We start from the raw sequence: 22,619 nt of genomic DNA, 5'->3' as shown, positions 1-22,619 counted from the left end.
AATGAGGTGGGGCAAGAGTGCGGCTGTAACTGATTCAACTCAAAAAAGCAGCCATAACAGCATCACGATCACCACGGCGGCAACGACCAATAACGGTTTGCCGCCTGATTGCAAGGGAACCGGTAACATCGCAATCAATGGGTGCAACAAAGGCTGGGGCGAGGGTTGGGCAGACAGCGGCGCAATGACGTTCTCTTTATCCGTTACCCGATGGGAGAACAGAAAGCCGATCACTTCATACAATTGCGGTTGCGTGAGCACGGTCGTCAACGATGCGTTGAAACGGGTCTGCGCGTAATCGGCCAGACTTTGCTGCTCATGCGGCGTCGCAGGCTGCTTGAGCACACCGAGCAGATTATGTAGCGTAGGGGCCGTTTGTTGGCTCAGCGTAATCTGCACCTGCAAGAACTGACTGACCAGTTGGAAATGGCGCGCAGGGATTGGATCATTGTTTTTTATACCAATCAAATTAAACAACTCGTGCCAGATTTTTGCTGGCACTTCACCCGTTGCGGCACTCAGCTTGGTCACTTGCTGCTGCAAAGAGTGTTGTTCGGCAGGCAATAGTGGCCGGGCGGTCACGGTCGTTTGTTGCGGCTGTGGAATGGTCAATTCACCGGATTGAATCAGTACCAGAACCTGTTGCAGCTGTTCGTGGGTAAGCTGACTGAGCACTGTGTGACCAAATTGCTGGCGAATAAAATCACTAACCGCCTGACGATTATTTCCCTGCGGCAGAAGTTCGGTCAATTGCTGCATCAGTTGGCGGGAGGCGTGGGTGTCCTGCGCTATCGTCAATCGGTTTTGCAGGAGTTTCTCTGCGGCCGGGAAATGGCGCGAATCGAGTTCACCCTCATTGGAAACCCCCAGATCGTGGCGCAAAGCAGCCCAAATCTCTGCCGATTTTACCGGCATAAGCGCCATAATCTTGACGATCAATTTCTCCAGCGTGGTTCGCTGTCCCGGCGTTAAGGGCTGATTGTCTGTGCCGGGAGGAATTTTGGCTGGAGCCTGGGATCGATCGCTGGCATTGGGCGCGCCAGGGCCACTCAGAGGTTGCATCGCGTGGGGTCCTTAAAGTGCAAATTATCATCAGTACCCGGCGATATGCACCGGTGGCGTCGAAGCGTAGTGAACATGATACCAACCTGCGTCGGTGGCGGATAGAGAGACGCAGGTAATGTCGCCGAATTAACGATGTGTTTGCGATCAATCGCGCAGGGTCTAATCGAAATCGCATTCGCCTTGATATCTGCGCAGCATTTTTCAGCTCAAGACAGATGTTGCTGACGGCAAAGGACAATCGCCTGTGAGAGACGTTCGATTCCCTCAGCAATCAATTCAGGGGTATTGGAGGCGAAATTCAGTCGCAGGGAAAATTCAGCGCGCGGATCCTCTTGAAAGAAACAACTGCCCCGGGCAAACGTCACTTTCTGCTGCCAGGCCAACGGCATGAGTTGGCTGATAGTGACATCGGCGGGTAATTGCAGCCAGATAAACAGCCCTCCTTGGGGGATCTCAAAGTGGCAGCCGTCGGGTAAATATCTCCTCAAGGCTGCCACCATCGCATCACGGTGCCGCTTATACAGCCGACAGGCGCGTTGGAGCTGTTTTTCATAGCGCCCGACGGTAACGAAAGCATCCAGAGAGCGCTGGATGAGATTGGAACTGGTAAAGCTGTCTGCATGTTTTATCCGTGCGAGCGGTGTATACCAGCGCGTATCCGCCACCAGATAGCCGATGCGCAGGCTGGGCAGCAGCATTTTGGAAAAAGTGCTGACATAGATTACGTTACCGCGTGTAGACAGGGAACGCAGTGACGGCAAGGTCGCGCCGCTGTAACGCAGATCACCCACGAAATCATCTTCAAGAATGGGGATATCCGTCTGCTCTACGATATTGAGCAGTTGATAACGACGCGCCTCGCTCAGGCAGCGACCGGTAGGGTTATGAAAGTTTGGGATGGTATAAATCAGCCTGGGCTGATGTTTTTCCAGCAAGTCGGCGAGTTTATCGACTTCCATCCCGTCTTGGTCGCAGGGGATGGAGACCACATTAATGCCGTGGAGTGAAAATAGGGTGAGCGCTTCCGCATAGGTCGGCTCTTCGACCAACACGCTGTCGCCCGCCGAGAGCAGCAATTGGCTCACCAGACTGATGGCATGCTGTGAACCATTGGTGATCAGCACCTGTTCAGCCCGCGTGGGGATACCCTGCACACTCAGAATCCTGGCCAATGTATCGCGCAGGGGATAATAGCCGCAGTAATCGCCGTAACTGAAGGCGTCCTCGGCATGGCGGCGCAGCACTGACTGCATGATTTTTCGGAACTCCTCCAGCGGAAAGATCATCGGGCTGCCAATACCGGCGGCGAAATTGATAAACCCTTCAGGCAGGGGAATATCGGCATAGCCATCCAGGCGAGACGTGGTGGTAGTGAAGCGATCCAAAGGAAAGGGTTCGTTGCTGTCCAAAGGGGGAATGGCCGGGGTGCTCAGTGGATGACGAACATAGGCACCGCTGCCCCTGCGCGTTTGTAGCAACCCTTTTGCCCCCAGTTCCGCATAGGCATTTTCGGTGGTTAACCGGCTCACCGACAGCTCGCTGGCGAGCGTGCGGGTCGAAGGCAGTTTATCGCCATCCTTGAACGTACCATCGAGAATGGCGCACCGCAGCGCCTCTTCAATCTGCAGGTAAAGGGGGATCAGATTGTGGCGATCAAGAGGAATGTGCACGGTTTCACGATTTCCTTTGCGGTAATGGAACATCTACGGTGTCACGCTTGTTCGCGTGTTGCAATAGGGGAAAGTGGCCTGTTCAAGATAAGACACAAGTGGTACTGGCAGACTCAGATAGGCTCAGTAAAATTGGCCTATATCCATTTTATTTCTAAAAGTGAGCGCGTTATGACGATGCCATCCGGTATTCCTACCGGAGCACCCTTACCAAGGAGTGGCCTGCTGTCTCTGTCTGCAGGCGCTCAAGGTTATCTGATCGCAGGCATCAGTGCTTTTCTGCTGGCATTTACCGCCATTATCATCCGCGTGCTGACAGACCGCTTTCACTTGCCGACTTTTGTGCTGGCTTTCTGGCGTGCAGCATTGACGTCGGTGGTACTTGCGCTGGTACTGCTGTTTTTCAAGCCACAGTGGTTACGCTTGCCGAGGGAGCGCCTGGCTTTTTACGCCAGCTATGGCTTGTTGCTGGCATTGTTCAATGGCCTATGGACGCTCTCGGTGGCGCTGAACGGTGCCTCTATCGCCACGATCCTGGTCTATTTCTCGGTAGGATTTACGGTTTTCCTCGGATGGATAGCGTTCGGAGAAAAGCTGTCCGCCCGTGAGTTGATGGTGATTGCCGTGAGTCTGGTCGGCTGCTTTCTGGTGAGCAACGATGGCAGCCTGAGTTCGCCCTCTTTTAATCCATTAGGGCTAACGATAGGCATTCTTTCTGCCATTGGTTCCACGTTTTATGCCGTGGGTGGGCGTCTGGCCAGTGAACGCCATTATCCGGTATGGAACACCATTCTCTATGTGTTCGGGTTTTCGGCGATCTATCAGTTGCTGTTCAATCTTGTGCTGGCGCTTTTTCCTGGCATCTCATGGTCAGGGATGAGCGGCAATCTTTTCTTTCTTTCACAAGGTGAGCAGGGCATTCAGTGGACAGGTTGGTGGCTGCTGCTGATTCTCGCGGCCGGGCCGACGCTGTTGGGGTTTGGTTTGTACAACATTAGCCTCAAATTACTGCCACTGGGTATTGCCAACCTGATTCTCTCTTTGGAATTGGTGTTTACCGCCCTGATCGCCTTTGCCCTTTTGGGCGAAAAGATGTCGCTGTTACAGATAATTGGCAGCGCGCTGGTGATGGGGGGCGTTCTGCTATTGCGTCGTGGAACGCCAAAAGCCATACCGCGCACTACCTGAAACTATGTCATGAACTACCTGAAACCATGTCATGAACTACCTAAAACCATGTCATGAACTACCTAAAATCATGCCGCGAATCACTTTACGCCGCGCTTTGCGGTGGATTGCCTCGTAGTTGGTCGGGGATTTACAACACCATTTGCTCAGGGCGACATTGGTAGAGTGCGGCAAGTTTGACCCGCGTTTTCTTTTGTGGCTTTGATCCCTGAGCCTCAAGTTGTGAAATGGCTGACTGGGTTGTCCCCAGTTTTTCTGCCACATCATATTGTGATAATCCGCGATACAGACGCCAGGCGGCGAGCAGACTGACCTGCTGTGCGATCATCAGTTGTACGACGGGATCGGGTACCGTTTCATTGTCGGTATGATCTGCGTTGTAGGGCAGATCTTCGTAGCTCTGCGCGGTGATCAGCAAATGCTGGTACTCTTCGATTGGCAGCACTGCATACTTTACTTTGCCGCCTTCATCAGTGATGTATTGAACTTTAGCCATTACTCCTCCGCTAACCAAGATAAACAGCCGAATGCCCGCTTTCAGTAGGTTTTGCTGGTGCGCCTTTTTACTGCCTGAATCTGACACACAATCGGCTTACTCTGAATAATTTCAAACAGCACCCGGTAATTCCCTACCCGTAACCGATACAAATTGCCGCACTCCGTGAGTTTCTTCACATCCTTTGTCAGGGTGGGAAATTGCGCCAATTGTGTAACGCTGCGGCTTATCGCCTGTTGATAACGCGTATCAACAGACAGAAGTTGTTTCAGTGCTCTTTTTGACCATTCAACCTGAGCCATATTTTTCTCTTCTTCGAGAATGCCCAGATGATTAGATGATAAGTTATTTTTCTAATTAATCAAGCTTTCTAATCATCCCGCAAGCATTTTTTTGCTGCGTCCAGGGGATCTGGACGGCATGTGAAGGGAAAACTAACGGTTAGGGCGCGAGCGTTCAATTTGCGATGCAGTTCCTGCGCGATGCCGCGCAAAACATTCACTAATTCCCCGAAATGCCTGACGGTTATGGTAGATCGGTAGCGGGATTTGAAGGATGTGGTTGCCAGATAACCACATTGACGTTTCTATTTTTGTGGGTATGATACCCACCATGGAGATGTGATGGGAAGTATGGAATTGATAAGACGTTTGGAGGGCATCGGCTGGATAGTCAGGGGGGGTAAAAAGAAAAATAGCGGTAGTCACATCACGCTAAAAAAAACCGATGTATCACGAATAATTACCTTCCCTCATCCGAGAAAAGATATTTCAAAAGGTATTTTGCGGCAGGTGCAGGAAATATCAGGTCTGAGTTTGCTATAAGTCATGTGCAAATGAGAAATACTTAAGTATTTTATGGAGATATATAATGGTTTACCCGATTTTTATTTTCATTACAGATGATGGTTTTGACGGCTATTTCCCTGACGTTGATGGGTGTTTCTTTGCTGGGGAAACGATGGGTGATGTCGTTAAAAACGCCGAGTCGGCCTTCGGAATCCACATGGAAGCGCTGATTGAAGAGGGTTTTCCACTTCCTGCGCCGCCACAAAGCCCTAAAGTTTATCTGTCGGATCGCCGCTTAAAAGAAGATGGCGGAATATTGAGTTTTGTTGCGATTGATCCCACGAAATATGAGAAGAAAGCGGTGAAATTCAATCTGACCATGCCACAGAATTTATTGACTGCCATTGATCGGTTTATTGCGACGCATCGCGACTATAAAAGCCGCAGCCAATTCCTGGCAGAATTGGCTCGCGAGAAAATATCAGGCCACTGAGCGCGCTGCGCCGAAACGGGATGTGGGTTTATGGCGAGTCCTTCAGGCTATTTTTTGCTGCGGTTTTCGTCCCAAAGGGGTGCGTAAACGCTGGGCGACAATGACCCCGATCAGCGTGATTCCGCCGCCTATCAGATGATAGCTGTGCAACTGTTCATGCAGGAAAATCACTGCAATCACCGCCGTAAAAACCGGTGCCAGATTCATGAAAATAGACGCTGTGTTGGCCCCCATGCGCATAACGCCCTGAATCCATAGGAAAGGCGCAATAATCGAGGCCGGAATACCGGCAAACAGAACCAGCGGGATGTTTTCCCGGGTCAGTTGCACATCTGTTGCCATGAGAAAATTAGGCAGGAGCAGCAAAACGCCGAACAGAATCTGTACGTAGAGCGACTGCCAATTGGGCAGGGTGATCGCCCAGCGTTTGGTCAAAACGCCGTACAGCGCATAAGAGGCCGAGGCAGCAAACATCATCAATTCGCCTTTGCCAATACCGTGTTGCAGCAATTGCCCTGGTTCGCCAGCACTGACCAGCCACAGTAATCCACCGAATGACAACACTGTGCCAATCGCAATCCCAACGGTAGGCACAATGCGGATCACTACGATGCTTATCAGCACGGTTAACAGCGGAATCAGCGAGTTCAATACGCCCATAAACAGCGCACTGACCGTATGGGCGGCGTAATACGCCAGACTTTGGTAAAGCACCATGCCGAGCAGCCCGAGGATCAGCAGCTTCCACCAATAAACGCGCACGGCAGCCAGATTTCGCAGCACGCCGGGCAGTACAAACGGAGTCAATGTGAGCAGCGCCAATAGCCAACGATAGAAAGAGATAGCGGCAGGATCGATGGCCGTGGCGGATGCTTTACTGACTACCGCATTCACGGACCAGATCAATACTGCCAGTAGGGGAAAAAGCGCGTTCATGACAATCATTCTCATTATTGCAAGAGAAACGCAGTTTACCCGTGTCCGGTTTGTTAGATATAGTGATTAACAGACAATAAATGAGGCAATCAGGACAACATGCCAGAACTGCGTAATTACTCTTCACCCATTAACACGCTGCCGCGAACGCTTTTTTTTCGCGATGAAACGATCAGTGCGGACACCGAATTTTTGCCGCATTCCCACGAATGGGGTCAGCTTATTTGCGTAAAATGCGGCGTTCTGGCACTTAATATTGCCGGGCAGCGTTTTCTTGCGCCGCCTGAGTTTGCCATTTGGTTGCCTGCTGGTATGGAACACGGCTGCTATAACCGTAAATTGGCGCGGTTCCGCTCGATCAACATCGCCCCCGCTCTCTGCGAAGGACTACCCGATACGCCATGCCTGGTCAGTCTGAGCCCGATTTTCAATGCGATTGTTGATGATTGTTTCGGGAGGAACATGCTTGAGCCAACGACCAAAAGCGAACTCCGTTTATGTCGTGTGTTGATTGATCAACTCAAGGCAGCGCCCCTGCAACGCACTTATCTCCCTACGTCGCAGGATAAATTCCTGTCACCCATTCTGACGGAACTGGAGCGCAATCCGGCAGACAATACCTCTCTGGGGCAATGGGCGAAGCAGGTCTATACCACCGAGCGCACCTTGTCCCGCCGCTGTCAGCAAGAGTTGGGGATGGCATTCAGCGAATGGCGGCAGCGGTTACGTTTCCTGCATTCTATTTCGCTCCTGGTGCAGGGAAGAACGGTACAGGACGTCGCGCTGGAGGTGGGCTACAGTTCGGCGTCGGCATTTATTGTCATGTTCCAGCAGATTTCTGGTACGACGCCAGAGCGCTTCAGACGCGAACAGTCGCTTTTTAATGGGTAATGTTGGGATTCTTCTTTATAAGGTGGCAAAATATTGCCCTCTTTTCACCTGTATGGCACTGGTTGCCGGAGAGTAACGTGAAAATTCTGGTCGATGAAAACATGCCTTATGCCCGCGAGCTGTTCAGTCGCCTTGGCGATGTGCAGGCGGTGCCGGGGCGTCCTATCCCCCGTGAAGCACTGACGGGTGCAGATGCGCTGATGGTGCGCTCGGTGACCAAGGTGAATGCCGAACTGTTGGCCAATACGCCAGTGAAATTTGTTGGAACCGCAACGGCCGGAACCGATCACGTTGATGACCGCTGGCTGGCAGGGCAGGGGATTGGTTTCTCTGCCGCACCGGGATGTAATGCCATCGCGGTTGTGGAGTATGTTTTTTCTTCCCTGATGATTCTGGCCCAGCGTGATGGTTATCAATTACGCGATAAAACGGTCGGCATTATCGGTGTGGGGAATGTAGGTTCCCGCCTGAATGCGCGGTTGAATGCGCTTGGTATCCGCACATTGCTTTGCGATCCGCCACGCGCAGATCGGGGTGACAGCGGAGAATTCTGGTCGCTGGAAAAACTGGTGGCCGAGGCTGATATCCTGACCTTCCACACCCCATTGAATAAATCGGGTCCCTATCTTTCGCAGCACCTGGTTGACGAGCAACTGCTGGCGGCATTACCGGACGATCGCATATTGATTAATGCCTGTCGCGGCCCGGTCGTGGACAACGCAGCGCTGTTGCGTGCGCTGAATGGCGGCAAGAAACTGAGTGTGGTTCTTGATGTCTGGGAGCCAGAACCTGAACTCTCTTTGGCTCTGCTGGATAAAGTGGATATCGGTACTGCGCATATCGCAGGTTATAGCCTGGAAGGCAAAGCGCGGGGAACCACGCAGGTGTTTGAGGCGTTCAGCCAGTTTTTGGGGCAGCCACAGCAGATTGAACTGGCCTCACTCTTGCCGATCCCTGATTATAGCCACGTTACGTTGCACGGTGCGCTGGACGAAGGCAAACTGCTGCGTTTAATGCACTTGGTGTATGATGTGCGCCGCGATGATGCCCCGTTGCGTCGGGTAGCCGGTCAGCCGGGTGAATTTGATAAATTGCGCAAGTTCTATCAGGAACGGCGTGAGTGGTCATCGCTTTGCGTACAATGTGACGATCCGGCCAGTGCGGAGCTGCTGCAAAAGTTAGGTTTTGCCAGCCGGATAGTGTAAGTACAGCGCCATAATTTTGACGTAATGAATCCGAGGGCGGTGATTTCATTCACCGCCCCTCTGTTTTTTTGAATGAAGTTCAGGAGAAACCAACATGTCTGACGGCTGGAATATCGCGGTGCTCGGCGCCACAGGCGCAGTAGGCGAAGCGTTACTGGAACTGTTACAGGAACGTCAGTTCCCGGTTGGTGAAATCTATGCCCTGTCCAGTGAGCGCAGTGCTGGCGCAACGGTTCGCTTTAATGGCAAAAGTCTGCGGGTACAAAACGCCGAGGAGTTCGATTGGTCGCAGGTGCAATTGGCGTTTTTTGTTGCGGGTAAAGAAGCCAGTGCACGTTATGCGGATGAAGCGGCAAATCTGGGGTGTTTGGTTATCGACAGCAGCGATCAGTTCGCGCTCGAGCACGACGTCCCGCTGGTTGTTCCTGGCGTGAATCCCCAGGTGCTGACTGAATACCGCAACCGAAACATCGTGGCCGTTGCCAATAGTCTGACCAGTCAACTGCTGACGGCGATCAAGCCATTGACAGAACAGGCCGGTCTTGCGCGCCTTCACGTTACGTCGTTGTTGTCAGTGTCCGCACTGGGCAAGGCGGCGGTTGACGATCTGGCCGGGCAAAGTGCGCGACTGCTGAATGGCATTCCGGTGGAGTCCAGCCTCTTTGCCAAACAGTTGGCATTCAATCTGTTGCCTTTGGTGCCAGACAGTGAAGGCAGTGTGCGTGAAGAGCGTTTGCTGGTGGATCAGGTACGCAAGGTATTACAGGACGAAGGTTTGCCGATCTCGGTGAGCTGCATTCAGTCGCCGGTATTTTATGGTCATGCACAGGTGGTTCATCTGGAGGCCCTGCGCCCGATGTCCGCTGAAGAAGCGCGCGATGAACTGGAACGGGTAGAAGATATCCAGCTCAGTGAGGATCCGGATTTCCCGACGCAGGTCAGTGATGCGTCAGGAAACTCTGTTCTCAGCATCGGTTGTCTGCGCAATGACTACGGTATTCCTGAGTTGCTGCAATTCTGGTCGGTGGCAGATAACGTCCGTTTTGGTGGCGCGTTGATGGCGGTGGAAACAGCTGAAAAGCTGGTACAGGAGTATATGTACTAATGTCTGAGGCAGAAATTATGCCGCAGGGTGAGGCGTTACCCATTACGAAGCTGGCTCTGGGCATTGAGTATGACGGTAGCCGCTATTACGGCTGGCAGCGCCAGTCTGAGGTCGCCAGCGTTCAGGGGTGCCTTGAACAGGCGCTGAGCAAAGTGGCCGCGCACCCGGTTAGCGTCTTTTGTGCCGGGCGTACCGATGCCGGTGTGCACGGGACCGGTCAGGTCGTGCATTTTGAAACGACGTCGCAGCGCAAGGACGCCGCGTGGACCATGGGGGTGAACACCCATTTACCGCGCGATATCGCGGTGCGCTGGGTCAAAGAGGTCGACAGCGACTTTCATGCGCGCTTCAGCGCTACGGCTCGCCGTTACCGCTATATTATCTATAATCACCGCTATCGCCCTGCGATCCTGCAGCAGGGGCTGACGCACTTCTATGCGCCATTGGATGCGGAACGCATGGAACGGGCTGCGCAGTGCTTGCTGGGTGAGAATGATTTTACCTCGTTTCGGGCGCTCCAGTGCCAGTCACGAACGCCGTGGCGAAACGTAAAGCATGTAAATGTTACACGTTATGGTCGCTATATTGTGGTAGATATTAAAGCCAACGCATTTGTACACCATATGGTGCGCAATATTGTGGGCAGCCTGCTGGAGATAGGCTGCGGGAATCAGTCTGAAACCTGGATAGAGGAGTTGCTGGCGGCAAAAGATCGTACGCTGGCGGCGGCAACGGCTCGGGCTGAGGGGTTGTATCTGGTCGCGGTGGATTATCCTGAGCGTTTTGATCTGCCACAGCCACCGATGGGGCCACTTTTTCTGGCCGACTAAGGTAAATCAGGTTACTCGCAGGGAGAGGCAACACGGCGAGTCCTCTTTTAAACTGGCGGGCAGGAATGCCCGCATCATAGATGATAGGCCCTATGGAATTCATACATTTTGTGATTGATTTTATTCTGCATATTGATGTTCATTTGGCAGAATTGGTAGCGCAGTATGGCGTATGGATATATGGAATCTTATTCCTGATTTTGTTCTGTGAAACCGGGTTGGTGGTGACGCCGTTCCTCCCGGGAGACTCATTGCTGTTCGTTGCTGGCGCATTGGCAGCGTTGCCGTCGAATTCGATCGACGTCCATTTGATGGTATTTTTGATGGTTTGCGCCGCGATTCTGGGCGATGCGGTGAATTACACCATCGGCCGGTTATTTGGTGAAAAGCTGTTCAGTAATCCCAATTCGAAAATTTTCCGCCGCAGTTATCTTGATAAAACGCACAAATTTTACGAGAAACATGGCGGAAAAACGATTATTCTGGCGCGCTTTGTACCGATCGTGCGGACATTTGCACCGTTCGTGGCCGGTATGGGGCATATGTCTTATCGTCATTTTGCTGCGTATAACGTGATTGGAGCGCTACTTTGGGTGTTACTATTCACCTATGCTGGTTATCTTTTTGGCGATCTGCCGATAGTACAGGAAAACCTGAAATTGCTGATTGTGGCGATTATTCTGGTGTCCATACTGCCAGGTGTGATTGAAATATGGCGGCACAGGCGTGCTGCGGCACGGGGCGAGAAGCAGTAATCAGCAGCAATAATAAAATTTGGCGTCATTAAACCAGAGGGTTCGACCAGTTTTTTATCCACACGGTCGAGCCGTTATGGTTTAATGAGCGACATTTATGGTCTGTTCCTGCGAGCAATCCTAACGCCAGTGCCTTTGTGATGCCCGCGTGGCGCGCGTCCTGGGCATTTTTTATTGGATATGTTTTCAGGGGATTTGTGAAAGCATGAACAGCGGACTGGCATCAGCCAGGTTCAAACAGAAAGGTCATCGATGAGCTGGATTGAACGAATTTTAAGCAAGAGTAATACCACGCAAACCCGTAAGGCGAGCATTCCTGAAGGTGTCTGGACCAAATGCGATAGCTGCGGTCAGGTCCTTTACCGAGCCGAACTGGAGCGTAACCTCATGGTTTGCCCAAAGTGCGACCACCATATGCCGATTACTGCGCGTATGCGTTTGCACACTTTCCTGGATGAAGGCAGCGAAGTGGAATTGGGCAGTGAACTTGAGCCGAAAGATGTGCTGAAGTTCAGGGACTCCAAAAAGTACAAAGATCGCCTCAGTGCGGCGCAAAAAGATACCGATGAAAAAGATGCGATGATCGTGATGAAAGGCACGCTTTATGGTATGCCGGTTGTCGTTGCATCGTTTGAGTTTGCGTTCATGGGCGGTTCCATGGCGTCGGTAGTCGGTGCGCGTTTCGTCCGTGCCGTTGAACAGGCGCTGGAAGATGATTGCCCGCTGGTCTGCTATTCAGCCAGTGGCGGTGCCCGTATGCAGGAAGCGCTGATGTCGCTGATGCAAATGGCAAAAACCAGTGCGGCATTGGCGAAGTTGCAGGAACGTGGTCTGCCTTATATTTCCGTGCTTACCGACCCAACCATGGGTGGGGTGTCTGCGAGTCTGGCAATGCTTGGCGATCTGAACATCGCTGAACCCAAAGCGCGTATCGGTTTTGCTGGCCGCCGGGTTATTGAGCAAACCGTGCGTGAAAAACTGCCTCCCGATTTCCAGACCAGTGAGTTCCTGATTCAGAAAGGTGCGATCGACATGATCGTACGTCGTCCTGAAATGCGGGAAAAGCTGGGCAGCATTCTTTCCCGTCTGACGAATCAGCCTGAACCACAGATTGTTCATGGTGATGTGAAAACGGACGCTGTCGTTTCTGACAACGTACAGGATGCCTGATCGGATTGGATGAGAGCCAGCCTGCTGAATGGGCGGCATTAATAACCGCCTTTGGCTTGCAGGCTGTGCTTTCTCCAGATCTGTTACGTCTGACAAGGGGCGCATCACGGGTCGTGTATTATTCTGTGATGCGCAGTCGTATTAATGCAGCGTAAAAAGTCGAGCGGGACTGATGCAAAATCTACCTATTCCCCAAGCCACGTCGCCTTTGGCCGCGTGGCTTTACTATCTTGAACATCTCCACTCCCAGGCTATTGAGCTGGGTCTCGATCGTGTAAAGCGGGTCGCTGAACGCCTCGATCTGCTCAAACCCGCCCCCTATGTATTCATCGTTGCCGGAACCAATGGCAAGGGAACCACTTGCCGCACGCTCGAAGCTATTTTGCTCGCTGCGGGGCTGCGCGTCGGCGTTTATAGCTCGCCACATCTGGTTCGTTATACGGAACGGGTGAGGATTCAGGGGCAAGAACTGGACGAAGCCGAACACTGCCGTTCATTTGCCGAGTTGGAGGCAGGGCGCGGTGAGACGTCGTTAACCTATTTTGAATACGGCACGCTGTCTGCGCTCTATCTGTTCCGTCAGGCGGCATTGGACGTGGTCATCCTGGAAGTCGGGTTGGGTGGGCGTCTGGATGCCACCAATATTGTGGATGCCGATGTCTCCGTTGTGACCAGTATCGCCCTTGACCATACCGACTGGCTGGGCAGCGATCGCGAGAGTATTGGTCGTGAAAAAGCCGGAATTTTCCGTCACGGCAAACCCGCCATTGTCGGGGAACCGGATATGCCGCACACTATTGCTGAAGTGGCAGCGCAGACCGGCGCACGGCTTTATGCCCGCGGCGTTGACTGGCAGTATGCTGTGCAGGGTGATACCTGGCGCTGGAGCAATACGCAAACTACGTTCGAGGATCTGCCTCTGCCGCAGGTGCCATTACCCAACGCCGCGACCGCGTTGGCGGCACTGTGTTACTCCACGTTGAATATTGATCCGCTGGCGGTACGCCAGGGGTTACAACAGGCGATGTTGCCTGGGCGTTTTCAGGTGGTGAGTGAGTCACCTTTGCTGATTCTGGATGTGGCGCATAATCCACATGCCGCCGCCTATCTGGCAGAAAAACTCGCTCAACTTCCCGATCGTGGTGGCAAAGTACGGGCCGTGGTCGGTATGCTGGCGGACAAAGATATTGCGGGAACGCTGGCGTGTCTGTCGCCGCAGATTGACGAATGGTATTGCGCGCCGCTGGAAGGCCCGCGCGGTGCCAGCGTGGAGTTGCTGGCGCAGTATCTGGCGGAACCCCGTCAGTTTGCTGATGTTGAAACTGCCTGGAAACAGGCGATGCAGGATGCTGATAGTCAGGACGTGGTGATTGTCTGTGGATCATTTCATACTGTGGCACATGTCATGGTTGCCTTAGACGCGGGGAGAACGAGTGGCAAGTAAGTTTCAGAATCGCCTGGTAGGCACGATTATCCTGGTGGCATTGGGCGTTATTGTGTTGCCTGGGCTACTTGACGGAAAAAAGAAGCACTACGAGGATGAGTTTGCGGCAATTCCGTTGGTGCCAAAACCTGGCGATAGTCAGGAGATTGACGCAGTTCCGCCAACAACCCAGTCGCTGCCCTCGCAGCCACCGGAAGGGGCCGGCGCGGCAATGGGTGGTATTGCGCCCATGACCTCCGAGCAGCAGGCGGCCAGTGAAGGGGATTCGGTTCCTGATGGGGGAGGTTCTGCGCCGCAGACTATTACACCGCCGCCGGTAACCACCACTCCTCAACCGCCGGTGCGCAAGCCAGATCCTAAGCCGGTCGAAACTAAGCCGCAGGAAATCAAGCCTCCCGTGGTGAAACCGACAGAAACGAAGCCCAAGGTTGAAGTGAAACCTGAGCCTAAAGTTGAGTCGAAACCGGAAAGCAAACCCGAACCGCAGTCAACCGAGCAGGCACCGTCTGGTCAGGCTTACGTTGTCCAGTTGGGTGCATTGAAAAATGCCAGCAAGGTCAATGAGATCGTCGCCGGGCTGCGTCTCTCGGGTTACCGCGTATACACCGTGCCGTCCACGCCAGTGCAAGGGCAGATAACGCGGGTGTTCGTTGGGCCAGATGCCTCGAAACAGAAGCTTCAGTCGGCCTTGCCGGAGATGAATCAGATCAGCGGATTGAGCGGGCAGATTCGCGCCTATAACGGCGGACGTTGATGCCGCACCCAATCACCGGGGCAGGTTTTTCCTGCCCCGGTGACGTTGTTCTGCTGGTCATGTGAACCAAAAACAGGTGTTGGTATCATGGGTGCCGAACGTCGCAAATGCGGGTAAGTTTGCTATGTTTCTGCGCGCATTGAGGTTTTTTTAATCGTTGTTAATTATTTGCTGCAGGGTCAGATTTACCCTACGCAAACGTTTTCTTTTTCTGTTAGAATTCGCCGCGAATTGGATGCAAGGGCGATTCATCATTGGAATAGTTCATGGTCTGGATTGATTACGTCATCATTGCGATTATAGGATTTTCGGCACTGGTTAGCCTGATCCGAGGTTTTATCCGCGAAGCTTTGTCACTTGTGACTTGGGGATGTGCGTTCTTCGTCGCCAGCCATTACTACCCCTACCTTGCTATCTATTTCACTCGTTTTGAAGATGAACTGGTTCGAAACGGGATCGCAATTGCCATATTGTTCATCGCGACGTTGATCGTAGGGGCAATTGTAAACTATGTGATTGGCTCATTGGTTGAGCGAACCGGGTTGTCTGGTACCGATAGGGTTCTGGGGGTTTGCTTTGGCGCGTTGCGAGGCGTGCTGATTGTATCCGCCATGGTATTCTTTCTGGATACTTTTACCGGTTTTTCGCAGAGTGATGACTGGAAGCAGTCGCAACTGATCCCAGGGTTTATTAGTTATGTCATCAGGTGGTTTTTTGACTACCTGCAGAGCACGTCGAGTTTCTTGCCACGGCATTTTTAGTCGGGGCAGCGCTGATGAGGAAAAGACCACATGTGCGGTATTGTCGGTATCGCCGGTTTTATGCCGGTAAACCAGTCGATTTATGACGCGTTAACGGTGTTACAACACCGTGGGCAGGATGCCGCAGGCATCATCACTATTGATGCCAACAATGGCTTCCGGCTGCGTAAAGCAAACGGTCTGGTGAAAGATGTATTCGAAGCCCGGCATATGCAACGCTTGCAAGGGAATATGGGTATTGGCCATGTTCGCTACCCTACGGCTGGCAGTTCCAGTGCCTCTGAGGCCCAACCTTTTTATGTCAACTCTCCGTTTGGCATTACCCTGGCGCATAATGGCAATTTGACCAATGCGCATGAACTGAGAAGCAAACTGTTCGAAGGCGCTCGTCGCCATGTGAACACCACGTCAGATTCTGAAATCCTGTTGAATATTTTCGCCAGTGAACTGGATCGTTTCCAGCACTACCCGCTGGAAGCCGATAATATTTTTGCGGCGATTACCGCCATGAACAAACAAATCCGTGGTGCCTATGCCTGTGTCGCGATGATTATCGGTCATGGACTGGTGGCATTCCGCGACCCTAACGGTATCCGCCCGCTGGTGATTGGCAAACGCACGCTGGAAGATGGCCGTAACGAATACATCGTTGCTTCTGAAAGTGTGGCACTGGATACGCTGGGCTTTGAATTCCTGCGTGACGTGGCACCGGGTGAAGCCGTCTACGTTACCCAGAAAGGCCAACTGTTTACCCGCCAGTGTGCTGATAATCCAAAATGTAATCCGTGCCTGTTCGAATATGTCTACTTCGCGCGTCCGGATTCCTTTATTGACAAAATTTCCGTTTACAGTGCCCGCGTCCGTATGGGTGAAAAACTCGGTAACAAGATCGCCCGTGAATGGGAAGATCTGGATATCGACGTCATCATTCCTATTCCGGAAACGTCCTGTGACATCGCGTTGGAAATTGCCCGCATCCTGAATAAACCGTACCGCCAGGGGTTCGTGAAGAACCGTTACGTGGGCCGCACGTTTATCATGCCCGGGCAGCAGGCGCGCCGTAAGTCGGTACGCCGTAAACTGAACGCCAACCGCGCCGAGTTCCGCGGCAAGAATGTGCTGCTGGTGGACGATTCAATCGTACGCGGTACCACGTCTGAGCAGATCGTCGAGATGGCACGCGAAGCTGGGGCGAAACGCGTTTACCTGGCTTCCGCAGCACCAGAAATTCGTTTCCCGAATGTGTACGGCATTGATATGCCGAGTGCCAACGAACTGATCGCCCATGGACGTGAAGTGGATGAAATTCGCCAAATCATCGGTGCCGATGCGCTGATTTTCCAGGATCTGGATGATTTGATCGAAGCTGTTCGTGAAGATAACCCGGATATCGAGCAGTTTGAATGCTCCGTGTTCAACGGTATTTATGTCACGAAAGACGTGGATCAGAGCTATCTGGAGTATCTGGAAGCGCTGCGCAATGATGATGCCAAAGCGCTGCGTGGCCAGCAGGAAGTTGAAAACCTCGAGATGCATAACGAAGGTTAATCGACACCGCTGTTGTTCACAAAGATAATTGTTAACACGCGTCAGAAAGGTGCAGCGCAACGCAAGAGTGCTGCACCTTCTCCTTCCTCTGACTTGCCAACCAGCCCTTTATGCGGCAAAGTTTACTCTGAACCCTCACTCTTCAGTCCTGAACAGTCAGGTTACCCTTCCAGGAACAGTGTCCATGAAGCGACTCATCATCGGTATATCCGGTGCCAGCGGTGCGATTTACGGTGTCCGGTTATTGCAGGTTCTGCGCGATGTGCAGGATATTGAAACCCATCTGATTATCAGCAATGCTGCCCGTCAAACGCTGGCGCTGGAGACCGACTTTTCCCTGCGTGATGTGCAACTCATGGCCGATGTTGTGCATGACGCACGCGATATCGCGGCGAGCATTTCCTCAGGCTCATTCAAAACGGCTGGGATGGTTATTTTGCCCTGTTCGATAAAAACGCTCTCAGGCATTGTGAACAGCTTCACTGACAGTCTGGTGACCCGCGCGGCTGATGTGGTGTTGAAAGAACGTCGCCGACTGGTGCTTTGCGTGCGTGAAACACCGTTGCATCTCGGCCATTTGCGCCTGATGACCCAGGCCGCAGAGTTGGGGGCAGTGATTATGCCGCCAGTGCCCGCATTTTATCATCGCCCGGAAAGCGTACAGGATATTGTCGATCAGACGGTGAACCGGGTGCTCGATCAGTTTGATATTGAACTGCCGCAGGATCTGTTCACGCGCTGGCAGGGGGCGAACTAGTTCGACTTAACATTTTTTGCACTAAAAAAATACAAATTTGCAACAATGCACCATAATGAATCTGGTTATGTTTCATCGTGGTGCGAATACCTCTAAAGGATAATAAGTGACTGTCGTTCCCGCCGTATTCTCTTAGGCAAATTTCAGTTTATCCCCGGTTTTCCTCACCTTTTTGCCTGTCACTTGCACAGACATGATCGCGTAATGCATCAAACTGCATAAACGGCACGATAACTGCATAAACCCATGCGCAAAGCTCGCAATCTGGTATCGACATTATTTTGAGGGTTATCTATGAACAAGTTGGTCAAAGTCCTTCCTTTAGTTCTTGCGCTGGCCGCTGCCGGTAGCGCATTTGCAGCCGTACCGAAAAATATCAAGATTGGCACTGATCCAACTTATACACCGTTTGAATCCAAAAATGCCAACGGCGAACTGGTCGGTTTTGATATCGATCTGGCCAAAGAGCTGTGTAAGCGTATTGATACTAAATGCACTTTCGTAGAAAGTGATTTTGATGCGCTGATTCCATCGCTGAAAGCGAAGAAGATTGATGCCATCATTTCTTCGCTCTCGATCACTGAAAAACGTCAAAATGAAATTGCATTTACTGATAAGCTTTACGCCGCCAATGCGCGCCTGATTGCCCCGAAAGGCACCAAAATTGTGCCTACTGTGGAAGCACTGCGTGGCAAACGTGTAGGGGTTCTGCAAGGCTCAACCCAGGAGGCGTTTGCCAACGCCATGTGGCAGCCGAAAGGGATTGATGTTGTCGCCTATCAGAACCAGGATCTGATTTATGCTGACTTGGCTTCTGGCCGTATTGATGCGGCATTCCAGGACGAAGTTGCCGGGAGCGAAGGCTTCCTGAAACAGGCGGCGGGTAAAGATTACGTTTTTGCTGGCCCGGCGGTGAAAGATGACAAATTCTTTGGCATCGGAACCGGTATGGGGCTGCGTAAAGACGAAACCGAGCTGAAAGCCGCGCTGGATAAGGCCTTTGCCGAGATGCGCAAAGACGGGACTTACGATAAGTTTGCGAAGAAATATTTCGATTTTGATGTTTACGGTGGTTAATTAGCCAGACCCGCCTGCGCATTGTGCGGGGCGGGTTGTTTCAATGGAATACGACAGGAATAAATGCATGCTGTATGGGTATTCCCAACTTATTTTACAGGGTGCGCTGGTTACGCTCGAACTGGCACTCTCTTCAGTATTGCTGTCGGTGGTGATCGGCTTGATCGGTGCAGGGGGGAAACTCTCCAGTAATCGGATCCTGTCGGGCATTTTCGGGTGCTATACCACCCTTATCCGCGGCGTCCCCGATTTGGTCCTGATGCTGTTGATTTTCTATGGGTTGCAAATCTTCCTCAATATCGCGACCGAATCTATCGGTTTTGCACAAATTGATATCGATCCGCTGTCGGCAGGTATTATTACCCTGGGTTTTATCTACGGTGCCTATTTTACCGAAACTTTCCGTGGAGCTTATATGGCCGTGCCACGCGGTCAAATTGAAGCGGCAGTGGCCTTTGGTTTCAGCCGTTCGCAAATTTTCCGCCGTATCCTGTTTCCCTCAATGATGCGCTTTGCGTTGCCCGGTATTGGCAATAACTGGCAGGTTATTTTGAAAGCAACGGCGTTGGTCTCGCTGCTGGGGTTGAATGACGTGGTCAAAGCCACACAACTGGCAGGTAAAGGCACTTATCAGCCATTTTACTTCGCGATAGTGGCCGGTGTGGTGTATCTGATATTTACGACGTTATCCAATGGGATTCTGATGTGGCTCGAAAGACGCTACTCGCTGGGCGTCAAGAGGGCTGAATTATGATTGAGATCCTTCAGCAGTACGGAATGTCATTGTTATGGAGCGACGGCTATCGCTTCACCGGTCTGTCGATTACGCTGTGGTTGCTGATTTCGTCGGTGGTGATGGGCGGACTGTTGGCGGTGCCGATGGCGGTAGGCCGTGTATCCAGTATCCGTTGGATCAGCCTGCCGATCTGGTTTTATACCTACGTTTTTCGCGGTACGCCGCTCTATGTTCAACTGCTGGTGTTTTACTCCGGGATGTACAGTCTGGAAATAGTGCGCGGTACCGAACTGTTGAACGCTTTTTTCCGCAGTGGGCTTAACTGCACTATCCTTGCGTTGACGCTGAATACCTGCGCCTACACGACAGAAATTTTTGCAGGCGCGATTCGCGCGGTTCCCCATGGTGAGATTGAAGCAGCGAATGCCTATGGTTTTTCACGCTTTAAGCTTTATCGCTGCATTATTCTGCCCTCGGCGCTGCGGACGGCCATTCCGGCGTACAGCAACGAAGTAATTTTGATGCTGCACTCCACGGCGTTGGCATTTACTGCCACCGTGCCGGACGTCCTCAAGATAGCGCGCGATATCAACGCCGCGACCTATCAGCCGTTTTATGCCTTTGGTATTGCAGCAGTGATATATCTGGTGATTTCCTTTGTTTTGATCGACCTGTTCCGGCGGGCAGAAAAACGCTGGCTGGCCCATGTCAGACCGCAATCTTCTCAGTAAAAGCGGTAATTAAGACCGTGGCATTCGCAGCCGGAACGAGGGTTGCGTGACTTTCTTTATGAATTCAATACTTGCGGAATGATACCGATGTCAGAGAACAAATTGGCGGTGACCGAACTGCATAAACGTTATGGTGATCAGGAAGTCCTGAAGGGCGTTTCGCTGTTTGCCAACGCAGGTGATGTGATCACTATTATTGGCTCTTCCGGTTCGGGTAAGAGCACTTTTCTGCGTTGCATTAACTTCCTTGAAAAACCCAGTGAAGGGGCGATAAGCGTCAATAGTCAGGACATCCGCATGGTCCGCGACAAAGACGGCCAACTCAAGGTATTCGATAAAAAGCAGTTGCAGTTACTGCGTACCAAACTGACGATGGTCTTCCAGCACTTCAATCTGTGGAGTCACATGACCGTATTGGAAAATGTGATGGAAGCGCCGATCCAGGTTTTGGGGCTGAGCAAAGCGCAAGCGCGTGAGCGGGCCATTCTGTATCTGGATAAAGTCGGAATCGATGAGCGCGCGCGCGGAAAATATCCGGTGAATTTATCCGGTGGGCAGCAGCAGCGTGTCTCTATTGCGCGTGCACTGGCGATGGAACCTGAGGTGTTGCTATTTGATGAACCGACATCCGCCCTTGACCCAGAACTGGTGGGCGAAGTGTTGCGCATTATGCAAAAGCTGGCCGAAGAAGGGAAAACCATGGTGGTGGTGACGCATGAAATGGAGTTTGCCCGTCATGTGTCGAGCCATGTCATTTTCCTGCATCAGGGGTTGATTGAAGAGCAGGGGCCGCCGGATGAAGTGTTCGGTCGTCCTAAAAGCACCCGATTGCAGCAATTCCTCTCCGGTTCACTGAGGTAAATCGTTGCAGGCGCGGCAGCCTTGACCGCCGCGCCATTACTCAATCCTTGGCTGCCAGCAGGCACAGCATTTCGGTGAGTTGGTACGATTTCTCAAAGGAGCTGACCGGCAAGAATTCAAAGCGCGAATGGAAGTTATGCGCGCCAGTGAAATAGTTTGGCGTCAACAAACCTTTTGCCGACAGCGCTGCGCCGTCAGTCCCTCCGCGCATCGGTGTCACTTTGGGCTCTATGCCCAACTCTTTCATTGCGTCAAAAATCAGATCGATTGCCCGGCGGTCGTCAGTGATCGCACTGCTGATATTGCTGTAGATGTCGGTGATGGAAAACTGGACGTTGGCCGTTGGGTAACGTCTGGCAATAATTTCTGCCACATCGCCAATCCGCTGTTTGCGCGCAAAGAAGTTGGCGCTGTCAAAATCACGAATGGACGCTTTGACGTGCGCCTCATTGGAATTGGCGGTCATATCATTGAACCAGATATAGCCTTCGCGCCCTTCAGTATGCTCAGGGGTTTCCTGCCGATCAAAATGGCTGATGTAATCGAGCGCCATCAGCAGGGGATTCACCAGCACATTTTTGGCAGACATCGGGTGCGCCGTCACGCCAGTGAATGTGAGTTCAGCCGAGGCCGCATTGAAGTTTTCAAATACTACTTCACCCAGTTCACAGCAGTCGATGGTGTACGCAAAATCAACGTCAAACCGCGCCAGATCCAAGGCTTTGGCACCGCGCAAACCCACCTCTTCATCGGGAACGAATGCCACTACGATGTCACCGTGCTCCCACTCCGGCTTCAGGTTTTCCAGCAGCGTCATGACCACCGTAACGGCGGCTTTATTGTCTGCGCCCAGCACACTGGTGCCATCGCTGAACAAAATATCCTGATTCTCATAGGCGAGAATTTCCGGATGTTCTTTCACCCGGAGCCAGATATCCTTTTCGTGGTTAAGGCAGATATCGCCACCGGTGTAATACAATTTTTGTGGTTTGATGTCGGGGGATAGGCCGACATCAACCGTATCGATATGGGTGATGAAACCAATGCGCGGAGCGCCGGGTTTGGTGCCGGGTTTTACGGCAGTCACCGTTGCGTGTTCATCCACGACAATCTGGCTTAGCCCAAGGCTGCGTAATTCATCTGCCAGCATTTTCGCCAACTGATGTTGCCCGGGTGTGCTCGGTAGCGTGGTCGCGGCGGCATCACTTTGGGTCGTCACAGACAAATAGCGAAAGAACCGTTGGGTCAGTTGTTCAGCCAGCGTGTTATGCATCTTTTTTCCTCAGACATAATTTTGCATCGATTGTACATATAAAACATACAGTTAAAAATTAAAATAGTGATTGAAGTGGACTCAA

The 22,619-nt window shown here is 52.2% G+C and carries 24 protein-coding genes; 18 read left to right on the top strand and 6 right to left on the bottom strand.

From position 1 onward, the window contains the following. Nucleotides 1-39: 39 nt before the first annotated feature. Nucleotides 40-1,062 (bottom strand): flagella biosynthesis regulator Flk, encoded by a 1,023-nt coding sequence (gene flk, locus DRI82_RS08865; RefSeq protein WP_114193149.1) that lies wholly within the window; start codon nt 1,060-1,062, stop codon nt 40-42. 209 nt (nt 1,063-1,271) lie between these two features. Next, nucleotides 1,272-2,735, bottom strand: coding sequence for a MocR-like pyridoxine biosynthesis transcription factor PdxR (gene pdxR / locus DRI82_RS08860; RefSeq protein ID WP_114193387.1), 1,464 nt, complete (start codon nt 2,733-2,735; stop codon nt 1,272-1,274). A gap of 171 nt (nt 2,736-2,906) precedes the next feature. On the opposite strand from pdxR, the gene DRI82_RS08855 reads away from it, so the two are divergent. Next, entirely contained in the window at nt 2,907-3,923 is a 1,017-nt protein-coding gene (locus DRI82_RS08855) for a DMT family transporter (protein WP_114193148.1), read from the top strand. A gap of 130 nt (nt 3,924-4,053) precedes the next feature. Here the strand turns inward: DRI82_RS08855 and DRI82_RS08850 are convergent, their stop codons facing one another. Continuing rightward, nucleotides 4,054-4,419, bottom strand: coding sequence for a helix-turn-helix domain-containing protein (locus tag DRI82_RS08850; protein WP_114193147.1), 366 nt, complete (start codon nt 4,417-4,419; stop codon nt 4,054-4,056). Nucleotides 4,420-4,460: 41 nt separating this feature from the next. Next, on the bottom strand, nt 4,461-4,721 hold the full coding sequence (locus tag DRI82_RS08845; protein ID WP_114193146.1) for a type II toxin-antitoxin system RelE family toxin: 261 nt from the start codon (nt 4,719-4,721) through the stop codon (nt 4,461-4,463). A gap of 321 nt (nt 4,722-5,042) precedes the next feature. On the opposite strand from DRI82_RS08845, the gene DRI82_RS08840 reads away from it, so the two are divergent. Together DRI82_RS08840 and DRI82_RS08835 are read left to right on the top strand one after the other, a co-directional pair. After that, complete coding sequence (locus tag DRI82_RS08840; protein WP_114193145.1) at nt 5,043-5,243, top strand: type II toxin-antitoxin system HicA family toxin; 201 nt, start codon at nt 5,043-5,045, stop codon at nt 5,241-5,243. A gap of 46 nt (nt 5,244-5,289) precedes the next feature. Further along, a complete protein-coding gene (locus DRI82_RS08835; protein ID WP_114193144.1) occupies nt 5,290-5,700 on the top strand; it encodes a type II toxin-antitoxin system HicB family antitoxin in 411 nt (136 codons plus the stop codon). Between the two features lie 42 nt (nt 5,701-5,742). On the opposite strand, the gene DRI82_RS08830 is transcribed toward DRI82_RS08835, so the two are convergent. Further along, entirely contained in the window at nt 5,743-6,636 is an 894-nt protein-coding gene (locus tag DRI82_RS08830; RefSeq protein WP_114193143.1) for a DMT family transporter, read from the bottom strand. A 99-nt stretch (nt 6,637-6,735) separates the two neighbouring features. On the opposite strand from DRI82_RS08830, the gene DRI82_RS08825 reads away from it, so the two are divergent. From DRI82_RS08825 to hisP, 15 genes are all read left to right on the top strand, one after another. Beyond that, entirely contained in the window at nt 6,736-7,527 is a 792-nt protein-coding gene (locus DRI82_RS08825; RefSeq protein ID WP_114193142.1) for an AraC family transcriptional regulator, read from the top strand. Nucleotides 7,528-7,604: 77 nt separating this feature from the next. After that, nucleotides 7,605-8,732, top strand: coding sequence for a 4-phosphoerythronate dehydrogenase PdxB (gene pdxB, locus DRI82_RS08820; RefSeq protein ID WP_114193141.1), 1,128 nt, complete (start codon nt 7,605-7,607; stop codon nt 8,730-8,732). A 94-nt stretch (nt 8,733-8,826) separates the two neighbouring features. After that, nucleotides 8,827-9,837 (top strand): aspartate-semialdehyde dehydrogenase, encoded by a 1,011-nt coding sequence (locus DRI82_RS08815; RefSeq protein WP_114193140.1) that lies wholly within the window; start codon nt 8,827-8,829, stop codon nt 9,835-9,837. Nucleotides 9,838-9,854: 17 nt separating this feature from the next. Continuing rightward, the gene (gene truA, locus DRI82_RS08810; protein WP_114193386.1) at nt 9,855-10,667 is read left to right on the top strand and encodes a tRNA pseudouridine(38-40) synthase TruA; all 813 of its coding nucleotides are present in this window, start codon (nt 9,855-9,857) and stop codon (nt 10,665-10,667) included. Between the two features lie 92 nt (nt 10,668-10,759). Then, entirely contained in the window at nt 10,760-11,422 is a 663-nt protein-coding gene (locus DRI82_RS08805) for a DedA family protein (protein ID WP_114193139.1), read from the top strand. 252 nt (nt 11,423-11,674) lie between these two features. Then, on the top strand, nt 11,675-12,592 hold the full coding sequence (gene accD, locus DRI82_RS08795) for an acetyl-CoA carboxylase, carboxyltransferase subunit beta (protein WP_114193138.1): 918 nt from the start codon (nt 11,675-11,677) through the stop codon (nt 12,590-12,592). 172 nt (nt 12,593-12,764) lie between these two features. Then, complete coding sequence (gene folC, locus DRI82_RS08790; RefSeq protein WP_114193137.1) at nt 12,765-14,036, top strand: bifunctional tetrahydrofolate synthase/dihydrofolate synthase; 1,272 nt, start codon at nt 12,765-12,767, stop codon at nt 14,034-14,036. Continuing rightward, the gene (gene dedD / locus DRI82_RS08785; RefSeq protein ID WP_114193136.1) at nt 14,026-14,790 is read left to right on the top strand and encodes a cell division protein DedD; all 765 of its coding nucleotides are present in this window, start codon (nt 14,026-14,028) and stop codon (nt 14,788-14,790) included. Before folC ends, dedD begins: the two co-directional genes overlap by 11 nt. A 266-nt stretch (nt 14,791-15,056) precedes the next feature. After that, nucleotides 15,057-15,551: a colicin V production protein gene (gene cvpA, locus DRI82_RS08780; protein WP_114193135.1), complete on the top strand. Its 495-nt coding sequence runs from the start codon at nt 15,057-15,059 to the stop codon at nt 15,549-15,551. 30 nt (nt 15,552-15,581) lie between these two features. Beyond that, nucleotides 15,582-17,099 carry an amidophosphoribosyltransferase gene (gene purF, locus DRI82_RS08775; protein WP_114193134.1) on the top strand — a complete coding sequence of 506 codons (1,518 nt, stop codon included), beginning with the start codon at nt 15,582-15,584 and terminating at the stop codon, nt 17,097-17,099. 184 nt (nt 17,100-17,283) lie between these two features. Beyond that, a complete protein-coding gene (locus DRI82_RS08770) occupies nt 17,284-17,856 on the top strand; it encodes a UbiX family flavin prenyltransferase (protein WP_114193133.1) in 573 nt (190 codons plus the stop codon). A 294-nt stretch (nt 17,857-18,150) separates the two neighbouring features. Further along, nucleotides 18,151-18,933: a histidine ABC transporter substrate-binding protein HisJ gene (gene hisJ, locus DRI82_RS08765; RefSeq protein ID WP_114193132.1), complete on the top strand. Its 783-nt coding sequence runs from the start codon at nt 18,151-18,153 to the stop codon at nt 18,931-18,933. Nucleotides 18,934-19,000: 67 nt separating this feature from the next. Continuing rightward, a complete protein-coding gene (locus tag DRI82_RS08760) occupies nt 19,001-19,687 on the top strand; it encodes a histidine ABC transporter permease HisQ (protein WP_114193131.1) in 687 nt (228 codons plus the stop codon). Continuing rightward, a complete protein-coding gene (locus DRI82_RS08755) occupies nt 19,684-20,400 on the top strand; it encodes an ABC transporter permease (protein ID WP_114193130.1) in 717 nt (238 codons plus the stop codon). Before DRI82_RS08760 ends, DRI82_RS08755 begins: the two co-directional genes overlap by 4 nt. A gap of 87 nt (nt 20,401-20,487) precedes the next feature. Then, a complete protein-coding gene (hisP, locus tag DRI82_RS08750; RefSeq protein ID WP_114193129.1) occupies nt 20,488-21,261 on the top strand; it encodes a histidine ABC transporter ATP-binding protein HisP in 774 nt (257 codons plus the stop codon). Nucleotides 21,262-21,301: 40 nt separating this feature from the next. Here the strand turns inward: hisP and pepT are convergent, their stop codons facing one another. Further along, nucleotides 21,302-22,534 carry a peptidase T gene (gene pepT, locus DRI82_RS08745; RefSeq protein WP_114193128.1) on the bottom strand — a complete coding sequence of 411 codons (1,233 nt, stop codon included), beginning with the start codon at nt 22,532-22,534 and terminating at the stop codon, nt 21,302-21,304. Between the last annotated feature and the right edge of the window lie 85 nt (nt 22,535-22,619).

Source organism: Edaphovirga cremea (assembly GCF_003332275.1).
Lineage (GTDB): Bacteria > Pseudomonadota > Gammaproteobacteria > Enterobacterales > Enterobacteriaceae > Edaphovirga > Edaphovirga cremea.
This window is presented reverse-complemented; position numbering and strand designations above follow the sequence as displayed.

Coding starts and splice junctions, on each gene's coding strand:
- flk (WP_114193149.1), bottom strand. CDS start 1,062: ATGCAACCTCTGAGTGGCCCTGGCGCGCCCAATGCCAGCGATCGATCC.
- DRI82_RS08855 (WP_114193148.1), top strand. CDS start 2,907: ATGACGATGCCATCCGGTATTCCTACCGGAGCACCCTTACCAAGGAGT.
- DRI82_RS08850 (WP_114193147.1), bottom strand. CDS start 4,419: ATGGCTAAAGTTCAATACATCACTGATGAAGGCGGCAAAGTAAAGTAT.
- DRI82_RS08845 (WP_114193146.1), bottom strand. CDS start 4,721: ATGGCTCAGGTTGAATGGTCAAAAAGAGCACTGAAACAACTTCTGTCT.
- DRI82_RS08840 (WP_114193145.1), top strand. CDS start 5,043: ATGGGAAGTATGGAATTGATAAGACGTTTGGAGGGCATCGGCTGGATA.
- DRI82_RS08835 (WP_114193144.1), top strand. CDS start 5,290: ATGGTTTACCCGATTTTTATTTTCATTACAGATGATGGTTTTGACGGC.
- DRI82_RS08830 (WP_114193143.1), bottom strand. CDS start 6,636: ATGAACGCGCTTTTTCCCCTACTGGCAGTATTGATCTGGTCCGTGAAT.
- DRI82_RS08825 (WP_114193142.1), top strand. CDS start 6,736: ATGCCAGAACTGCGTAATTACTCTTCACCCATTAACACGCTGCCGCGA.
- DRI82_RS08815 (WP_114193140.1), top strand. CDS start 8,827: ATGTCTGACGGCTGGAATATCGCGGTGCTCGGCGCCACAGGCGCAGTA.
- truA (WP_114193386.1), top strand. CDS start 9,855: ATGCCGCAGGGTGAGGCGTTACCCATTACGAAGCTGGCTCTGGGCATT.
- DRI82_RS08805 (WP_114193139.1), top strand. CDS start 10,760: ATGGAATTCATACATTTTGTGATTGATTTTATTCTGCATATTGATGTT.
- accD (WP_114193138.1), top strand. CDS start 11,675: ATGAGCTGGATTGAACGAATTTTAAGCAAGAGTAATACCACGCAAACC.
- folC (WP_114193137.1), top strand. CDS start 12,765: ATGCAAAATCTACCTATTCCCCAAGCCACGTCGCCTTTGGCCGCGTGG.
- cvpA (WP_114193135.1), top strand. CDS start 15,057: ATGGTCTGGATTGATTACGTCATCATTGCGATTATAGGATTTTCGGCA.
- purF (WP_114193134.1), top strand. CDS start 15,582: ATGTGCGGTATTGTCGGTATCGCCGGTTTTATGCCGGTAAACCAGTCG.
- DRI82_RS08770 (WP_114193133.1), top strand. CDS start 17,284: ATGAAGCGACTCATCATCGGTATATCCGGTGCCAGCGGTGCGATTTAC.
- hisJ (WP_114193132.1), top strand. CDS start 18,151: ATGAACAAGTTGGTCAAAGTCCTTCCTTTAGTTCTTGCGCTGGCCGCT.
- DRI82_RS08760 (WP_114193131.1), top strand. CDS start 19,001: ATGCTGTATGGGTATTCCCAACTTATTTTACAGGGTGCGCTGGTTACG.
- DRI82_RS08755 (WP_114193130.1), top strand. CDS start 19,684: ATGATTGAGATCCTTCAGCAGTACGGAATGTCATTGTTATGGAGCGAC.
- hisP (WP_114193129.1), top strand. CDS start 20,488: ATGTCAGAGAACAAATTGGCGGTGACCGAACTGCATAAACGTTATGGT.
- pepT (WP_114193128.1), bottom strand. CDS start 22,534: ATGCATAACACGCTGGCTGAACAACTGACCCAACGGTTCTTTCGCTAT.